At 76.9% G+C, this 16,622-nt stretch carries 14 protein-coding genes; 10 read left to right on the forward strand and 4 right to left on the reverse strand.

Going from position 1 to position 16,622, the window contains the following annotated elements; translation table 11 throughout:
• Positions 1-51 precede the first annotated feature (51 nt).
• The 3 genes from NF338_RS01965 to NF338_RS01975 all read left to right on the forward strand — a co-directional run bounded on the left by NF338_RS01965 (position 52) and on the right by NF338_RS01975 (position 3,595).
• A complete protein-coding gene (locus NF338_RS01965) occupies positions 52-1,803 on the forward strand; it encodes a hypothetical protein (protein WP_264029228.1) in 1,752 nt (583 codons plus the stop codon).
• Positions 1,804-1,992: 189 nt separating this feature from the next.
• On the forward strand, positions 1,993-3,291 hold the full coding sequence (locus tag NF338_RS01970; RefSeq protein ID WP_264029229.1) for an inorganic phosphate transporter: 1,299 nt from the start codon (positions 1,993-1,995) through the stop codon (positions 3,289-3,291).
• A 25-nt stretch (positions 3,292-3,316) separates the two neighbouring features.
• Positions 3,317-3,595 carry a hypothetical protein gene (locus NF338_RS01975; RefSeq protein WP_087470202.1) on the forward strand — a complete coding sequence of 93 codons (279 nt, stop codon included), beginning with the start codon at positions 3,317-3,319 and terminating at the stop codon, positions 3,593-3,595.
• Positions 3,596-3,695: 100 nt separating this feature from the next.
• Here NF338_RS01975 and NF338_RS01980 read toward each other — a convergent pair whose 3' ends face one another.
• Together NF338_RS01980 and NF338_RS01985 are read right to left on the reverse strand one after the other, a co-directional pair.
• Positions 3,696-4,748: a LacI family DNA-binding transcriptional regulator gene (locus NF338_RS01980; protein ID WP_264029230.1), complete on the reverse strand. Its 1,053-nt coding sequence runs from the start codon at positions 4,746-4,748 to the stop codon at positions 3,696-3,698.
• 227 nt (positions 4,749-4,975) lie between these two features.
• Positions 4,976-6,751 (reverse strand): discoidin domain-containing protein, encoded by a 1,776-nt coding sequence (locus NF338_RS01985; RefSeq protein ID WP_264029231.1) that lies wholly within the window; start codon positions 6,749-6,751, stop codon positions 4,976-4,978.
• A gap of 267 nt (positions 6,752-7,018) precedes the next feature.
• On the opposite strand from NF338_RS01985, the gene NF338_RS01990 reads away from it, so the two are divergent.
• The 7 genes from NF338_RS01990 to NF338_RS02020 are packed head-to-tail and all read left to right on the forward strand — an operon-like array spanning position 7,019 to position 14,978.
• Positions 7,019-7,591, forward strand: a complete 573-nt coding sequence (locus NF338_RS01990; RefSeq protein WP_264029233.1) for a MauE/DoxX family redox-associated membrane protein — start codon at positions 7,019-7,021, stop codon at positions 7,589-7,591.
• Positions 7,592-7,640: 49 nt separating this feature from the next.
• Entirely contained in the window at positions 7,641-8,183 is a 543-nt protein-coding gene (locus NF338_RS01995; protein ID WP_264029234.1) for a TlpA family protein disulfide reductase, read from the forward strand.
• The gene (locus tag NF338_RS02000; RefSeq protein ID WP_264029236.1) at positions 8,183-10,135 is read left to right on the forward strand and encodes an ABC transporter ATP-binding protein; all 1,953 of its coding nucleotides are present in this window, start codon (positions 8,183-8,185) and stop codon (positions 10,133-10,135) included. The genes NF338_RS01995 and NF338_RS02000 overlap by 1 nt, the downstream gene beginning before the upstream one ends.
• Entirely contained in the window at positions 10,132-10,884 is a 753-nt protein-coding gene (locus NF338_RS02005) for an AfsR/SARP family transcriptional regulator (RefSeq protein WP_264029237.1), read from the forward strand. The genes NF338_RS02000 and NF338_RS02005 overlap by 4 nt, the downstream gene beginning before the upstream one ends.
• 16 nt (positions 10,885-10,900) lie before the next feature.
• Complete coding sequence (locus tag NF338_RS02010) at positions 10,901-11,683, forward strand: ABC transporter ATP-binding protein (RefSeq protein ID WP_264029238.1); 783 nt, start codon at positions 10,901-10,903, stop codon at positions 11,681-11,683.
• Positions 11,680-12,192 (forward strand): S26 family signal peptidase, encoded by a 513-nt coding sequence (locus tag NF338_RS02015; RefSeq protein ID WP_264029239.1) that lies wholly within the window; start codon positions 11,680-11,682, stop codon positions 12,190-12,192. Before NF338_RS02010 ends, NF338_RS02015 begins: the two co-directional genes overlap by 4 nt.
• On the forward strand, positions 12,189-14,978 hold the full coding sequence (locus tag NF338_RS02020) for an ABC transporter permease (RefSeq protein WP_264029240.1): 2,790 nt from the start codon (positions 12,189-12,191) through the stop codon (positions 14,976-14,978). Before NF338_RS02015 ends, NF338_RS02020 begins: the two co-directional genes overlap by 4 nt.
• Before the next feature lie 102 nt (positions 14,979-15,080).
• Here NF338_RS02020 and NF338_RS02025 read toward each other — a convergent pair whose 3' ends face one another.
• Both NF338_RS02025 and NF338_RS02030 read right to left on the reverse strand, forming a co-directional pair.
• Positions 15,081-15,248, reverse strand: coding sequence for a hypothetical protein (locus tag NF338_RS02025; RefSeq protein ID WP_204543332.1), 168 nt, complete (start codon positions 15,246-15,248; stop codon positions 15,081-15,083).
• Positions 15,249-15,357: 109 nt separating this feature from the next.
• The gene (locus NF338_RS02030; RefSeq protein WP_264029242.1) at positions 15,358-16,581 is read right to left on the reverse strand and encodes a glycoside hydrolase family 3 N-terminal domain-containing protein; all 1,224 of its coding nucleotides are present in this window, start codon (positions 16,579-16,581) and stop codon (positions 15,358-15,360) included.
• Positions 16,582-16,622: the final 41 nt, after the last annotated feature.

The following is a 16,622-nucleotide window of genomic DNA, read 5'->3' on the forward strand; positions in this document are numbered from 1 at the left end:
CGGGGAGAACTCCCCCTCGACAGGGGCGCGCGGCTGAGTACGCTCGCGCGCATGTCGACGTACAGCTACTGGCGCAGCGACCAGGGCAACATGCAGGCCCTCTCGGACGAGCTCGCCGCGCAGGCCGCGATGGCGCGGTCGCGCGAGGCGTCGCTCAGCCGGCGCCTGCGCTCGCTCGAGGGCGACCTGTCGAGCCGCGTGGAGGTGCTCACGCGCCTCGTCAACGCGCTCATCGAGCTGGGCGAGGTGCGCGAGGAGCTCGCGCTGTTCACCCCCGCGCGCCGCGCCCGGGACGCGGCGCGCGCCCTGACGCGCGCGGTCGTGGCGGGCGAGGGCGACGTGTCGCACCTGCGCCGGTCGCCCGACCTCGCCGACGTACCCGGCTACTGGCTCGTCCCCGCGGCGCTCGCCGTCGCCGAGCTGCCCGCGGGCCGCCTCGACCCCGAGGCTGCGCGGGAGGCGCTGCTGCGCGACCGCCGTCGGGCCGCGACGTACCTCGTCGCGGTGTGCGCGCTCGTCGGGCAGCCCGACCTCGCGCGCGAGTGGACGCCCTGGGTGCTCGACGCCCCCGTCCTCCCGGCGGCCGGCTGGGGCAGCGCCGACGGGGCCCCGGAGGCGGCGCCGGAGCGCCCCGGCGAGGCGCCGGACGAGGTCCTCGTGACGACCTCCGAGCGGGCGCTGTGGCGCGCGGCGGCCGCGGGGCACCTCGGGAACGACGGCGTCGCGGTCGTCCGCGCGGCGCTCGCCGAGCGCGTGGCCCTGCTCGACGACGACGCGCACGCCCGCTGGCGCGCCCGGCTCCTCGAGGCCGCGCCCGCGCTCCCCGGGAGCGGGGGCGACTGGGGCTCGCCCGAGGCCGTGGCCGCCGACGGGCCCGGGTCGCGTCGCCGGGCCGCGGCGCCCGACGCCCTGCCGCTGCTGCGGTCCTGGACCGCGTGGTCGCGGGCCGTCGTCGCCGGGGAGGTCGGCCTGCCCACAGCGGCGCCCCGCCCGCTCGCGCTCGGGGCGTCGTCGGGCAGCACGGGCGCCCCGCCCGCCGCGCCCGGCACCGCCGCGACGCCGAGCGGCGCCCCGGCCCCGGGCGCGGCGCTCCTGCGGGTCGTCGGGTCGCTCGTGAACGAGGGTGCGCCCGTGGAGCGCGGCCTCCTCGAACGAGCCGAGCTGCTGGCCGACCGCGTGGGCCGCGCGCCCGAGGACGACGGCCCGGAGTGGGACGCGTCCGCGGGGACGCTCGTCGACCTGCTCGTGGACGACGCGCGCGGCGCCGACCCGGGGCTCGCGGCGCTCGCCGCACCCCTGCTCGTCGACGACCTGCGCGTCGCGAGCCACGCGCGGGCCGCCGAGCTCGCGGCGACCCCGGCACCGTCGCGCGCGCTGCGCCTCGCCGGCCGGACGGTCACCGTCACGCCGACCGAGGACGGTGCGGCGCTCGCGACGACGGCACGGTCGGAGCTCCTGGCACGCCCCGTCGACGGGGTGTCGTGGGGCGTCGTCGGCGGTGTCGGGGCGATCGCGGTGGCGACGCTCGTGCTCGGGATCGCGGTCGCGCCGGCGTGGTTCGCGGTGACCGTCGTCGCGGGCGTCGTCGCGGCGTGGCAGTGGTTCTCGGGCGAGCAGCGCGCACGGGACCAGCGCGCGGCCGCGCGGTCGAGCGCGGAGCGGTTCGACGCCGAGCTGGCCGAGGCGCGCACCGCGGTCGCCGCGGAGGCGGAGCGCGCGCGGACGCAGCGCGAGGCGGTCGCGACCGTCGTCGACGATCTCGACGACGCCCTCGCCGACCTGGGCGCGCCGACCCCCGCCTGAGGCCTGCCCGACGGCCCCACCAGGGCCGGACCGCCCGTGCCCGCGGGCCGTCCGGCCCTGCTCGGCACCTGCTCGAACAGACCCTCGTCAGACGTTCGAACACCGGCTTCGAACGCCGGATGAACTGTCGGTGAACAGTGGCGGAAGAATCCACAGGATGGTCGAGCGCGCTCCGGGGATGACCCCACCATGGACGACGTGACCGAGACGCTCCTGCTGGTGCTCGTCGTCGTGACCGCACTGGCCTTCGACTTCACCAACGGCTTCCACGACACGGGCAACGCGATGGCCACCTCCATCGCCACCAAGGCCCTCAAGCCCAAGACCGCCGTCGCCCTCTCCGCCGTCCTCAACATGGTCGGGGCGTTCCTCTCCCTGGCCGTCGCGGCGACCATCGCGAAGGGCCTGGTCGACGCCGACGTCATCACCCTCGAGGTCGTCCTCGCGGGGCTCGTGGGCGGCATCACCTGGAACCTGCTGACCTGGCTGCTCGGCATCCCGTCGAGCTCGTCGCACGCGCTGATCGGCGGCGTCGTGGGCTCGGTGCTCGCGGCCGTCGGCACGCAGGGCGTGATCTGGAGCGGCGTCGCCGCGAAGGTGCTCATCCCCGCGCTGATCGCCCCCCTCGTCGCGGTCGGCGTCGCGAGCGTCGGCACGTGGGCGGTCGCCCGCCTCACGCGCGACGTGCCGGAGGACGTGTCGACCCGGGCGTTCCGCTGGGGGCAGGTCGGCTCGGCCTCGCTCGTCTCGCTCGCGCACGGCACCAACGACGCGCAGAAGTCGATGGGCATCATCCTGCTCGCGCTCATCGCGGCGGGCGCCGTCCCGGCCGACTCGAGCGTGCCGTTCTGGGTGATCCTCGCCTGCGCGTCCTTCATGGCGCTCGGCACGTACCTGGGCGGCTGGCGCATCATCCGCACGCTCGGCAAGGGCCTCGTCGAGATCGACACCCGTCAGGGCATGGCCGCCGAGACGTCGTCCGCGGCCGTCATCCTCATGTCCGGCCTGTTCGGCTACTCGCTCTCGACGACGCACGTCGCGACCGGCTCGATCCTCGGCTCGGGCGTCGGGATGCCGGGCGCCAAGGTCCGCTGGGGCGTCGCGGGCCGCATGCTCGCCGCGTGGGGGCTGACGCTCCCGGCCGCCGGCCTCGTCGGCGCGGCCTGCTACGGCATCCAGCACGGGATCGGCGGCGCGGCCGGCACGGTCGTCGTCTTCGCGATCCTCGTCGCCACCTCGGTGGCCATCTGGGTCGCGTCGCGCCGCAAGCCCGTGGACCACAACAACGTCAACGACGCCTGGGAGGAGGGCGCGGTGGACGCCGGGCTCGAGTCCGAGGTCGTCGAGGCGCGCGAGGCCGCGCTGGAGCGCCGCCTCGACGCGGCCGACCCGTTCACCGACGCCGAGCCGCAGGCGGCGTCGCCCGTGCCCGCCTCGGGCGCACCCACCGTGACCCCGACCGCCGCGCGCCAGCGCGCGAGCGTCTGACCCCGGCAGCCCGGAGGAGAGAACCGTGTTCGTCGAGATCGACTCGCTGCTCAAGGTCGTCGTCGCCGGCCTCGTCGTCGGCGCGGGCCTGCCCGCCCTCTTCGCGCTCGGGGTCCGGCTCGCCGCCGGCCGCGCCGTGCCCGTGGAGGTCGGCACCCCCGACGGCCGCTTCACGTCCGACGGCCGGACCGTGCGCGTCGAGCGCGCCACCCGGGGCCGCCAGGTGGGCGCGCTCGTGTGCTTCGCCGTCGTCGTCGTCGCGATCGCGGTCGGCATCGCCTTCGTCGCGAGCGGCGGCCACTGACCGGACCCCCAGCCCCCGCTGAGGGCAGGAGACAGTCGCGGTCGGATCGATTCGGCCGCGACTTTCTCGTGCACTCAGCTTCGTGCGCTGCGCCCGGAGGTCAGGCGGAGTCGCGCACCACGAGGCTCGGGTCGAACAGGACGGAGCGGGCCTCGGTCTCCGGGGCGTCGATGGCCGCGAGCAGGAGGCGCGCCATCTCGGCCGCCATCTCCTCGACAGGCTGACGCACCGTCGTGAGCGGCGGGTGCGCCTGGTGCGCGACCGTGGAGTCGTCGAAACCGACGACCGCGACGTCCTCCGGGACGTGTCGCCCGGCCGCCTGCAGGACCGTCGACGCGCCGTCGGCCATGAGGTCGCTCGCGCCGAACACGCCGTCGACGTCGGGGCGCGCCGCGAGGACCTCGCGGGCCGCGGCCTCGCCGCCCGCGCGCGTGAAGTCGCCCTCCACGACGAGCGGCTCGGGGAGCCCCGCGGCCCGCACCGCGTCGAGGAAGCCCTCGAGCCGAGCACGCGCGAAGGGGACGTCGGACGGCCCGGCGACGGTCGCCAGGCGCGTCCGGCCGCGGGCCACGAGGTGCTCCGCCGCGAGCCGGCCGCCCGCTGCCTGGTCGAGGTCGACCCAGCTCACGCCCGCGGACTCGTCCGCGCCGTCGAGGTGCGTCGAGAGCACGACGGGCACGGACAGCGCGGCGAACCGCGCCGGGAGCGGGTCGCCGGAGCTCGACGTGATGAGCAGGACGCCGTCGACGTGGCCCTGGCGCACGTAGCGCACGACCTGGTCGTGCGCGGGCGGGTCGGCGGGCAGGATCGCGAGGTGGATGTCGCGCGGGCGGAGCACCTGCTGCGCGCCGGCCGTGACGCGGCCGATGTAGGGGTCGGTGAACAGGCGCTCCAGGAAGGGGCTGGTGTGCTGCCGCTCCGTCGGCTCGGAGACGACGAGCGCGACCGAGCCGGTGCGCCGCGTCACGAGGGTGCGCGCGGCGAGGTTGGGGACGTAGCCGGTCTCGTCGATCGCCTTCTCGACGACCTCGACGATCGCCGGGTCGACCGTCGGCACACCGTTGATGACGCGGGACACGGTGGCTCGGGAGACGCCGGCGACGGCCGCGACGGCCTCGAGCGTCGGGCGGGGGGCGGAGCGACGGGCAGCCATGGCGTCAGTTATACCGCCCGCCCGGGCGTGCGCGGCCGACCATCCCCGGGGCCGGGCTCGGTCCGGGGGCGTGGGCGGTGCCCGACGGCGCAGGAGCAGCACCGCGCCGTCGGGCACCGGGGGTGCGGGCGCTGGAGGGACGCCCGCCGTGGACCGGTCACCGGGAGAGGCGGAACCTCACCACGGGAACGGGCCGGCGACCCGCAGGGGTCGCCGGGTGCGGGCGCTCACCGGTACACCCGCACGTAGTCCACGAGCATGCGGGACGGGAACGGCGTGCTCGCGTCGGGAGCGCCCGGCCAGTCCCCGCCGACCGCGAGGTTGAGGATCAGGTAGAACTCGTGGTCGTAGACCCACGGGCCGCGCGTGGACTCGACGGTCTCCTTCGACGCGTAGAACGTGTCGCGGCCGTCGAGCGAGAACTGGATGCCCTCGCTGTCCCACTCCGCGGCCCACACGTGGAAGTCGTCGGCGAAGCGTGCGCCGCCCGGCAGGGTCGCCGGGCCGCCGTAGCCGCCGGCGCCCCAGTACGCGGGCGCGTGCAGCGTCGAGTGCGTGATCGTGGGCTCGAACCCGACGTTCTCCATGATGTCGATCTCGCCGTTGTACGGCCATGGGCGACCCTCGAGGAAGTCGGAGCCCATCATCCAGAACGCCGGCCACAGGCCCTGGCCAGCGGGGATCTTGATCCGGGCCTCGAAGCGGCCGTACTGCGTGTTGAGCGCCGTCGACGTGTTCATGCGGTGCGACGTGTACTCGCGGCCCTCGACGTTCTCGCGGCGCGCCTCGAGGACGAAGTGGCCCTGGCCGTCGTGGAAGCCGTTGCCCGACGCCGTGTAGACCTGGTGCTCGGCGTTCTGCGGCATCCCGGGGTCGATGTGCCACTTCGCGGCGTCGGCGGGCGTGCCGGCCGGGGCGTCGAACTCGTCGGACCAGACGAGGTCGAGGTCGTCGAAGTCGGGGTCCGCGGGCTGCGCGGGCGGGGCCGTGGGCGCGCCGCCGGTGCCGTAGACCTGGAACTCCCACAGCGAGTAGCCGTACGCGCTGCTGCGGTCGTTCATGTGCACGCGCACGTGCCGGCCGTCGGCGTCGAGCGGGATCGTCTCCTTGAACCCGCTCCCCGTCGTGGTGGAGAACACCGAGCGCCAGGACGACCCGTCGTCCGACACCTCGATCGAGTAGCCCGTCGCGAACGCCGGGTCCCACTGGAGGACGACCCGGCTGACGTGCGCGGGTGCGCCGAGGTCGACGGCGATCCAGCCCTCGTCGACCCAGCCCGTGTCCGGGGACGTGGCCCAGCGCGACGCCGGGTCGAGGTCGAACGCCTTGTCCGGGGTGCAGTCCCAGCAGTTCGGGTCGAGCGTCTGGGAGCTCGACGCGCTGCCCTGCTTGCCGTAGGAGAGCAGGCCCGCGGTGCCGGGCTCGGGGTCTCCGGGACCGCCCGGCTCGCCCGTGCCGTCCTCGTCGCCGAACACCTGGAGCTCCCAGAGGGACACGCCCCAGACGGTCGCACGCTGCGTCGCGGTGAGGCGCACGTAGCGCGCGGCGACGTCGAGCGGCAGCGTCTCGTCGCCGCCCTGGCCGTTCGTGGTCGAGTACGCGGTCGCCCACGCGGCGCCGTCGGTCGAGACCTCGACGCGGTAGCCGGACGCGTACGCCGTCTCCCAGTCGAGCTCGACGCGGTCGAGGTCGTGGACGCCGCCGAGGTCGACCTGGATCCAGGCGCCGTCGGCGTGCGCGCTGGACCATCGCGTGCCGCGGTCGCCGTCGACGGCGGCGGACGCGGTGCTCCAGTCGAACTCGGTGGCCGACGAGGTCGCGGTGCGGCCCTGCGAGAGCGGGTCGCCGGGCGCGGCGGTCGCAGGCGCCTGGACGAGCGCGCCGAGGGCGAGGAGCCCGACGGCGGTCGTGGCGGCCGCGAGGGCGCGGCCGCGGGACCGTGGCAGGGGCCTTCGGGAGGTGCTGCTGGAGGTGCTGCGGGTGCCGCGAGACGCGGTGCGCATGGACGTGCTCCTTCGGACGTCGGACGGGTCACGAGCTGCTCGAGGAGTCGGGCGAGCCGCTGTGCTCGCGCCGATAGAGCGCTCTCTCACACCCTGGACCACGGGGTCAGGGCCGGTCAAGTAGGCGGTCGATTTTTTCTTACTTACCGGTCAGCCAGTATTGACATCGGGGCCGCCGCCCCGCGATCCTTGGGGACGGCGGACGAGACCGTGACCCGGGACCTCGCCATCGTCACGACATGGTTGGAGCAGGGCCAAGGGGGGCTCGTGTCGTACCCATGGATCGTCGCGTGCCTGGTGACGGCCGGCGTCTTCGCCGCCTCCGTCCACGGCGCGGTCCGCTCGCCGGAGAACCGCAGCGAGTTCGTCGGGTCCGTCGTCGCGCTGGCGCGACGGCCGCGCCCCGTCGCCCGCCGCCTGGCCGTCGTGGTCGTCGTCGCGGAGAGCGCCGTCGTGCTCGGGACCGGCGCGGCCCTGCTGCTGGCGTCCGCAGGAGGGGCCGCGAGGGCGCCCGCCGGAGCGCTCGCGGCCGCCGCCGGGACGGGCGGCGCGGCGCTGCTCCTCGTGCTCGCCGCCGCACTGCGCCGGGCGCTGCGCGAGCAGCCCGGGGCGCGGTGCCACTGCTTCGGTGCCGGCGACGAGGTCGCCACGCGGCACGTCGTCCGCAACCTCGTGCTCGCCGCCGTCGCGCTCGTGCCGGTCGTCGACCTCCTCCTCCCCGCGCCGGACCCGCCCCGTCCCGCCGGGGCCCTCCTCTGCGCGGTCGTCGCGACCGTCGCCGTGGAGGCTGTGCGACGTCTCGACGACGTGGCCGGCCTCCTCGCCCTGCCCCGCGCCTGACCGCCCCCACCGCGTCCCGCAACCCGCCCCCGCCCCGAGAGGCTTCGCCGTGCCCGTGCTCACCGCTGCCGTGGTCGTCCTGACCGTCCTCGTCCTGCTCAACCTCGCCCTCACGGGCGCCGTGATCCGCCGGCTCCGCGCCGACGCCGGACCGGGCGCGGACGGGAGCCCGCGCCCGCTCGTCGACCTCGCCGTCGGCGCCTCCGTCCCGGCGTTCGACGCGACCGGGACCGAGGGCGAGACCCTCACCACCGCGGACCTCGACGGCGGGCGCACGCTCCTCGCGTTCGCGTCGACGACCTGCGCCGCGTGCGTCGAGCACGCCCCCGCGCTCGCCGCGGCGGCGGACGGGCTCGCCTCCGCGGGGGTCGCGGTCGTCCCGGTCCTCCTCGGCGACACCGACCCGCAGGGCCTCGCGCCCGTCCTCGGCGCGGCGGGCCCGCTGGTCCGGGAGCCGCACGGCGGGCCGGTGAGCGCGGCGTTCGGCGTGCGGGGCACGCCGTCGTACGTGCTCGTCGGTCCCGACGTGCGGGTGCTTGCGGTCGGGGGCGTCCTCGCCGACGTCGTGGCGCCGGTCGCGGTGGTGCGCTGATGGGCGCCGGGCCGGGCCGGTGGCGCGCGCTCGGCGTCGCGGTCCGGCTCTACCACCGCGCCGCCCCGGGCACCGTCGCGGCGCGGGCCGCGACGATCGCGGCCGCGGGCCTCGTCCCGGTCGCCGCCGCCTGGCTGACGAAGGAGCTCGTCGACGGGGTCGGGTCCGGCCTGACGACGCGCGCGGTCGTGCTCCTCGCCGTCGGTCTCGCCGTGACCGGCGCGCTCGGGGCGGTGCTCGCGCACGTCGCGCGCTACCTCGACCAGGAGATCGGGCGCCGCGTCGGGCTGCACATGCAGACCACGCTGTTCGGCGCGGTCGTGCGGCCGACCGGGATCGCGCAGCTCGAGGACCCCGCGTACCACGACCGCCTGCAGCTCGCCCGGCTCGCGGGCGAGTCCGGCCCGCTGCTGCTGACGGCGGCGCTCGTCACCGTGGTCCAGTCGCTCGTCACGGCCTCCGCGTTCGTCGTGTCTCTCGTGGTGCTGTCGCCCGTCGCGGCGGTCCTCGTCCTGGCCTCGGCGGTGCCCGCGCTCGTGGCGCAGCTCCGCCTCGGCCGGCTCCGCAGCTCGACGACGGCGCTCACGAGCCCGCGGTCGCGGCGCCGACTGTTCTACGTGACGCTCCTGACGGACCTGCGCGCGGCCAAGGAGATCCGCCTCTTCGGCCTGGGCGAGCACTTCCGTCGCCGGATGCTCGACGAGGTCGGGTCGGTGCACGACGCCGAGCGGCGCGTCGACCGCGTCACCGTGCGGACCGAGACGCTGCTCGCCCTGGTCACGGCGGCCGTCTCCGGTGCGGTCCTGGTCCACGCGGTGGTCCGGATCTCGCGCGGCGCGGGCAGCGTGGGCGACCTCGCCCTGCTCGTCGCGGCGCTCGGAGCGGTCCAGGCCTCCGTCGCGGCGGTCGTCGGCCAGCTCGCGGTGGCCGACGAGGCGCTCGTCCTCGTCGCCCGGTACACGGAGGTCGTCGAGGGCGCGCCGGACGTCGCGGCCGTGCCCGGTCCCGTCGCCGACGCTGTCGCCGAGGTGCCCGAGGCGGCGGAGCCCGCCGGACCGGGCACGATCCGGCTGGAGGACGTCTGGTTCCGCTACGGCGACGACGCGCCGTGGGTGCTGCGGGCCCTCGACCTGGAGATCCCGGCGGGCGCGTGCGTCGCGCTGGTCGGGGCGAACGGCGCCGGCAAGTCGACCGTGGTCAAGCTCCTGTGCCGCCTGTACGAGCCGACGCGCGGCCGGATCACCTGGGACGGGGTCGACGTCGCGACGATCGACCCGGCGGCCCTGCGTGCCCGCGTCGCGACCGTCTTCCAGGACTTCGTCTGCTACGAGCTCTCCGCGCGCGAGAACGTCGCGCTCGGCGACCTCGACCGCGCCGCGCGGCCGGGCGCGGTCGAGGAGGCCGCCGCGACGGCCGGGGTGGGGGGTGTGCTCGCCGCGCTGCCGCGCGGCTACGACACGATGCTCACGCGCGCGTTCGCCGGGCTGCCGACTCGGCCGGGCGCCACGGCCCCCGACCGGACCGGGAGCGGCACCGACGAGACCGGGACCGACGGGACCGGGGCAGGCGGGCTCGACGACGTCGGGGCGGCGGGCGTGGTCCTGTCCGGCGGGCAGTGGCAGCGCGTCGCCGTCGCCCGGGCGCTCCTGCGCGAGGACGCGCGGCTCCTCGTGCTCGACGAGCCGTCGTCGGGCCTGGACCCGCGCGCCGAGGCGGACCTGCACGCGACGCTGCGCACGGTCGGCCGCGGCAGGTCGCGGCTGCTCGTCGCGCACCGGCTGAGCACCGTCCGCGACGCGGACCGGATCGTCGTCCTGGATCAGGGCGCGGTGCTGGAGAGCGGCACCCACGACGCGCTCATGGCGCACGACGGCGAGTACGCCGCGCTGTTCCGGTCCCAGGCGGAGGGCTACCGCGAGCACGTCGCCGCGACGGCGGGGGAGGCGTCGTGAGCCTGACCGTCGACGTCCTCGGCCCCCTGCGGGCCCGGGTCGGCGACCAGGACGTCCAGCTCGGCGGTCCGGGCAGGCGCGCGCTGCTGGCCGCGCTCGTGCTCGGCAAGGGCCGCCTGGTGCAGGTGAGCGCGCTCGTCGACGCCCTCTGGGGCGACGACCCGCCACCGAGCGCGGTGACGAAGATCCACGGGCACGTGTCGGGGCTGCGCAAGGCGCTCGCGGCCGCCGGGCACCCCGACCCGACCGCGGCGCTGGTGACGGCGGCGCCCGGCTACCTGCTGCAACTGGAGCCCGCGGCCACGGACCTGGGGCGGTTCGAGGCGGACGTCGTCGCGGCGCAGGCAGCACGCCGCGCCGAGGACCTCGACGCCGCCGAGGCACACCTCGCCGACGCGCTCGAGCGGTGGCGCGGCCCGGCGCTGGCCGACGTGCCGGCACCTGCCCTGCGGGCGGTGGCCGAGGGCCTCGACGACCGGCGGCTCCGCGTCCTGGAGGACCACGCGGAGCTGTGGCTCGCGCTCGGCCGGTCGCGGGACGTCCTCGACGAGGTGGGCCCGCTGCTCGTCGCCCACCCGTTCCGCGACCGGCTCAACGAGCTGTTCATGGTCGCGCTGATCCGCACGGACCGGCCGTCGGAGGCCATCGCCACGTACCGCCGCTGCCGCGAGGTCTACGGCCGCGAGCTCGGCATCGAACCCGGGTCCCGGCTGCGCCGCATCGCGGCGTCGCTCGGCTACCCGTCGTAGGAGGAGACCGACCAGCATGTCGACCGAACGCACGACCACGCGCGCGGACCGCACGGGCCGCGCCGACCGAGAGGCCCCGACGGGCGGCCCGGCCGGCCCGTCCGACGCGCCGGACCCGTCTCAGGGCGCCCACGTCCGCCTCGCGCAGGTGGTCCGGTCCTTCCCGCTCGGGCAGCGCGAGCGGCTCGTCGCGGTCGACCACGTCGACCTCGACCTCGAGCCGGGCAGCCTGACCGCCCTCACGGGGCCGTCCGGGTCGGGCAAGTCGACGCTCCTGCACCTCGTGGGGGCCATCGAGCGCGCGGACTCCGGCTCGGTCCGGGTCGACGAGGAGGAGCTCGTCGGCGCGCCGCGGGGCCGGCTCGCCCGGTACCGGCGGCGCGTCGGGTTCGTGTTCCAGCGGTTCCACCTTCTCCCGGCGCTGAGCGTCCTCGACAACGTGCTCGTGCCGCTGCTCCCGGACCGCGCGGCGCGCTCCGCGGCGGTCGACCGCGCGCGGGACCTGATCGACGCCGTCGGCCTCGCGGGACGCGAGCACGCGCTGCCGGGCACGCTCTCGGGCGGGCAGCAGCAGCGGGTGGCGATCGCCCGGGCGCTGGTCGTCCGGCCGCGGCTCCTGGTCGCCGACGAGCCGACGGGCAACCTCGACTCGCGCACGGGCCGCGCGGTCCTCGACCTGCTGCTCGGCCTGCGCGAGCAGCACCCCATGACGGTCGTGCTGTCGACGCACGACCCGGCCCTGGCCCGCGAGTGCGGACGCACCGTGCAGCTCCTCGACGGCCGGGTGGTGGCCTCGTGACCCGCTCGGACGCGGTGCGCCGTCGCGGCGCCCGGCGCGCGGCCGTCCTCGCGCTCGCGACGCTCGCGGTCCTGGTGCCCGTCGTGGCGCGCCGCCGCCTGCTCGTGGTGACCGTCTCCGGCGCGAGCATGGAGCCGGCCTACGGCGCGGGGACGCGCGTCCTGGTCGCGCGGGGTTCGCGCGCACGGCCCGGGGACGTCGTCGTGCTCGACGGCGCACGGGTCGCCCCCGCCCCGGACGGCCTCCCTCGGGGGTCGCGCGCCGCGACGGGAGGCCTCGTGCTGAAGCGTGTCGCGGCGGGCGGCGGGGACCCGGTGCCCGCGGAGGTCGTCGACGCCGTCGGCGGGCAGGAGCACGACCGCGTGCCGCCCGGCCGGCTCGTCGTCCTCGGGGACGCGCCGGAGGCGAGCGTCGACTCGCGCCGCTGGGGCTACGTGCCCGCGGACGCGGTGGTCGGCCGTGTCGCCGCCGTGCTCGCGGCGGGTCCGGGCACGGGGGTCGCGCGATGATCTCGCTCGTGGTGTCCCAGCTCCGGCACGGGCTGGGCCGTGCGGTCGCGACGGTGCTGGCGGTCGCGGTCGCCGTCGCGAGCTTCGCGCTCCTCTCCTCCACGGCGGCGGTCTCGCGCCTCGCCGCGTCGGGCACGGTCGAGGCGAACGCCCGACCGCTGTACGACGTCCTCGTCCGTCCGGCGGGCACGCCCGGCCCGGCGGACGGCCTGGTCCGGGCCGACGACGTCGCGTCGGCGAGCGGCGGGATCTCGCTCGCGCAGTGGGACGCGGTCCGCGCCGTCCCCGGCGTCGAGGTCGCGGCCCCGCTCGCGACCGTCGGTTACGTCATGCAGCACGTGGCCGTGCCCGTCGACCTGACGTCGGCGGTCGACCCGGGGGCGGAGCGCCAGGTCCTGCGCGTGCGCCCGACCGTCGTCTCCGACCGCGGCACGACGCACGTCCCCGACGGCGACACCTACCTCTACGCGACCGAGCACCCGATCGAGATGGTCCCGGGGGAGCCCTGGGAGGACGGGGTCGTGTACGAGGCCGGCGAGCTCCCCGCCCCGGTTCGCCTCGTGGAGCACGACCCTGACGGCGCGACGGAGGACTGCGTGTGGGGTGCGGCCCGGGACGACCAGGACGTCGACCGGTTCGCGCCGCGCGACCGGGAGTCCTTCGCGTGCTGGTCGTCGGCGGGGTCGGTCGCCGCGGCGCCCGAGGCACCGACGGCCTGGGTCGGCGTGACCGTCCCGCTGCTCGTCGTCGCGGTCGACCCGGCGCAGGAGGCCGCGCTCGACGGGCTCGACGGCGCGGTCGTGGACGGGCGGTATCTCGGTGAAGGTACAGGTGCCGGTGCCGACGCCGAACCGGCGGCGCCCGGCGAGCTGCCCGTCCTCGCGGCGACGAGCACGGCGCTCGACCAGACCGTCACGCTCGACGTCGAGCGGCTGCCCGCCGACGCCGCGACGACCGTCGCGTCGTCGCGGACCGTGGGAGCGGCGCTCGACCTGCTCGGGGACGCCCCGGGGACCGTCGTCGACCGGGTCGAGATCGACCCGCAGGACGTGCACGACCGGCTGCTCGCCACCCTCGCGTCGCCGCCCGGCGCGGGCGAGCCGCCCTGGCTCCGCGCGCCGACCACGATCGTCGGGCCCGACGCGACCACCGTGGTCGACGCGGTCCGCGTCGTCGGTCCGGCGACCAGCGGGCCGGTCGACGTCGCCGGGGACGAGTGGGCGGGAGCGTTCCGCGACGACCCCGGGCACGACCCCGTCCCCGTCACGTCCGCGGACCTCCCGTCGCGCCCCGTCGCCCGGTACACCCCGCAGGACCGCGGGCTGGGCCTCACCCTGCGGGCCGTGGGCGCGTTCGACCCGGCGCTCGTCGAGTCCGGCCCGGAGCTCGCGACCCTCCCGTTCGAGCCGACCGCGCCCGCGGGGGCGGACGGCGCCGACGACGCGAGCCGGGCCGCGCTCGGTGACCGGCCGCTGCTGCCCGGCCCGGCCGTGAGCGGCTGGACGGGGCAGCGCCCTGCGCTCGTCACGTCGCTCGAGGCCGCGGCGTCCCTCGCGGGCTACACGCGGGCCGGCGAGCCGCTCCCCGTCGGCTCCGCCGCCCCGCTCGCGTCCCTGCGCGTGCGCGTCGAGGGGGACGTGGGGCTCGACGCGCGGTCCCAGGAGCGCGTGCGGGCCGTCGCCGACCGCATCCACACCGCGACGGGCCTCCGCGTCGACCTCCTGGTCGGGTCGTCCACGACGCACGTCCCCGCTGCCGTGCCCGCGGGAGCGTTCGGCCGGCCGGACCTCGTCGTCGCCGACCCCTGGCTCCAGGAGGGCGTCGCGACCGCGATCGTCACCGCGGTCGACACCAAGAGCCTCGCCCTGGCCGTCCTCGTCCTCGTCGCGTGCGCGCTCGCGGTCGGGAACGCGACGAGCTCGGCGGTGCGCGTGCGCTCGACCGAGCTCGCGGTGCTGGCGTGCGTCGGCTGGCCGCGCCACCGGCTCTTCGGCCTCGTGCTCCTGGAGTCGCTCGTCACCTGCGGCGTCGCGGGGGTGCTCGGCGCGGCCGTCGCCGTGGTCGGCGCGCCCCTGCTCGGGGTCACCCTCGTGCCGTCGTCCGTGCTGCTGGCCGTGCCCGCGGCGGTCGCGCTCGGCGCCGTGTCCGCGCTCGTGCCCGCGTGGCGCGCGGCGCGCGCCGACCCCGGCTCGGCCACTCGCGCGCCCGTCGCGCACGTCGGCCGGGCGTGGTCGCCGCGCCGCGTCGGGACCCTCGCGGTGCTCGGCGTGGCGCGGGCGCCCGGCCGGACGCTCGTCGGCGCGCTCGCCCTGGCGCTCGGCGTCGGGGCGGTCGGGGTGCTCGTCGCGGTCTCCGTCGCGTTCCGGGGGGCCGTCACCGGGACCGTGCTGGGCGACGCCGTGACCGTCCAGGTGCGCGCGGCGGACTATGTCGCCGCCGGCCTCGTCGCGCTCCTCGGCGCCGTGACGGTCGCCGACGTGCTGTACGTCGCGGTCCGCGAGCGCGCGGCCGAGCTCGCGCTCCTGGAGGCCGTGGGGTGGGGCTCGCGCAGCGTCGCCCGGCTCGTGCTCACCGAGGCCGCGGTCGTGGGTGCGGTCGGCTCGCTCGTCGGGGCCGGGGCGGCGCTCGCCGTCGCGGGCCTGCTCGCCGACGACGTCCCGGCCGCGGTCGTCGTCGCGGCGACGGGCGCCGCCGTGGGCGGGGTCCTCCTGGCGCTGCTCGCGGCGTGGTGGCCCGTGCGGACCGTGCGACGTCTGCCCGTCGCGCGTCTGCTCGCCGCCGAGTGAGACCAGGAACGGCCCGCCAGCACGGCTGCCCCGGACCGTGACGGTCCGGGGCAGCGGGGGGCCGTCCGCGTGCGGGACGGCGCAGGGCGTGACGCTCCTGGGTCAGATCCAGTAGCAGTACGTCGTGTTGATGGGCACGACCCGGCAGCACTCCTCGATGCGGCCGCCCGAGAAGTAGTTGTGCCAGCAGTAGTAGTCCTTGGCCTCGGCCTTCGCCGTCGGGAGCAGGGCGCCCAGGAGCCGGTCTCCGAGCGTGTGCAGTCGCGTCATCGCGTGTCCTTCCAGAGGTCGACGTGCAGCGCGCGACGACGGGGTGTCGCCGTGCGCGCCGAGCGTCGCGCGGCGTCCTGACGGTCCGCTGACGCTCCGCTACCGGTGCTCAGCCCAGCCGCTGCTTCGCCGCGAGGACCCGCACGACGGCGGCGTCCACCTTCGCCGCGAACGCCGGGTCGGTCGTCGCGCGCTCGACGACGGCCGCCACCATGGGCTGCACGACGCCCGGGTCGGCGGACGCGAGCACCATGTCGCCGCCCGCGTCGATCGTCAGGACGGCGCGGTCGGCGGGCGACCACGCCTGCACCTGCTGCGCCGCGGACACGTCGTCCGTGATGACGACGCCGTCGAACCCCAGGTCGCCGCGCAGCATCCCGTCGACGACGACGGGCGAGAACGCCGCGGGCAGCGAGCCGTCGATCTGCGCGTAGACCGCCGTGGACGTCATGACGAACGCGGCGCCCGCCTCGATCCCCGACGCGAAGACCGCGACGGACGGGTCGTCGCGCGTCGTCACGTCGTCCGTGACACCCGCGTCGGTGTCCGTGTTCTCCGTGACGCGGCCCAGCCCCGGGAAGTGCTTGATCGTCACGTCCACCCCGGACGCCTCCATGCCGGCGCTGAAGGCGTTCGCGTGGGCCGTCACCGAGTCCGGCGTGAACCCGTAGTTCCGCTGGAAGTACCCGATCGGCGGGTTCTGCGCCGCCGTCCCCTCGGGCACCAGGTCCATCACCGGCGCGAGGTTGAGGTTCACCCCGGCCGCCGCGAGCTCGCCGCCCCACGTCGTCGCGTCCGCCTGCAGCGTCGCCGGGTCCAGCGTCGCCTGGTCCGTGGCCGTGGGGATCTGCGAGAACCCGGGCCCGCGCAGCACCTGGACGTACCCGCCCTCCTGGTCGGTCGCGACGAACAGCGGCGTGCCGTTGGTCGTGTCCGCCGAGACGAGCGCCGTGAAGCCCGCGACGAGGTCCGCCGTCGGGCCGGTGCCCGCCTGCGACCGCCCGGCGAGGAACACGTTGCCGACGTGGAGCTGCGACACCGCGTCGTAGCTCACCTGCTGCGGGCTGCTCACGTCGACGCCGACCATGAAGAGCTGTCCGACCTTCTGCTCGAGCGTCCACCCGGCCAGCGGGTCCTCGGGCGGGGTGGACGGCGTCGGGGGAGGGCCCGACGGCGACGGGTCGGGGGAGGCGGTCGGCGCGCCCGAGGGCGACGGGGCCGGGGCGGGGCCCGGGCGGGTGAGGTACCACGCGACCGCCGAGACGGCGGCGAGCGTGGTGACGACGGCGACGACGATCCAGGTGGTCCGGGCACGGGGGGTCAAGGGCGGCACCTCCAGCGGCAACCGTAGCCCGGCGTCGCTCGACGCGCGGA

It is taken from the genome of Cellulosimicrobium sp. SH8 (assembly GCF_025818875.1).
In the GTDB taxonomy this organism is placed as follows: Bacteria; Actinomycetota; Actinomycetes; order Actinomycetales; family Cellulomonadaceae; genus Cellulosimicrobium; species Cellulosimicrobium cellulans_D.

What these genes read in the sequence shown, in the direction of transcription:
- NF338_RS02025 (WP_204543332.1), bottom strand. Translation starts at nt 15,248, where the DNA reads ATGACGCGACTGCACACGCTCGGAGACCGGCTCCTGGGCGCCCTGCTC.
- NF338_RS01965 (WP_264029228.1), top strand. Translation starts at nt 52, where the DNA reads ATGTCGACGTACAGCTACTGGCGCAGCGACCAGGGCAACATGCAGGCC.
- NF338_RS01980 (WP_264029230.1), bottom strand. Translation starts at nt 4,748, where the DNA reads ATGGCTGCCCGTCGCTCCGCCCCCCGCCCGACGCTCGAGGCCGTCGCG.
- NF338_RS02000 (WP_264029236.1), top strand. Translation starts at nt 8,183, where the DNA reads ATGGGCGCCGGGCCGGGCCGGTGGCGCGCGCTCGGCGTCGCGGTCCGG.
- NF338_RS02020 (WP_264029240.1), top strand. Translation starts at nt 12,189, where the DNA reads ATGATCTCGCTCGTGGTGTCCCAGCTCCGGCACGGGCTGGGCCGTGCG.
- NF338_RS02010 (WP_264029238.1), top strand. Translation starts at nt 10,901, where the DNA reads ATGTCGACCGAACGCACGACCACGCGCGCGGACCGCACGGGCCGCGCC.
- NF338_RS01970 (WP_264029229.1), top strand. Translation starts at nt 1,993, where the DNA reads ATGGACGACGTGACCGAGACGCTCCTGCTGGTGCTCGTCGTCGTGACC.
- NF338_RS01985 (WP_264029231.1), bottom strand. Translation starts at nt 6,751, where the DNA reads ATGCGCACCGCGTCTCGCGGCACCCGCAGCACCTCCAGCAGCACCTCC.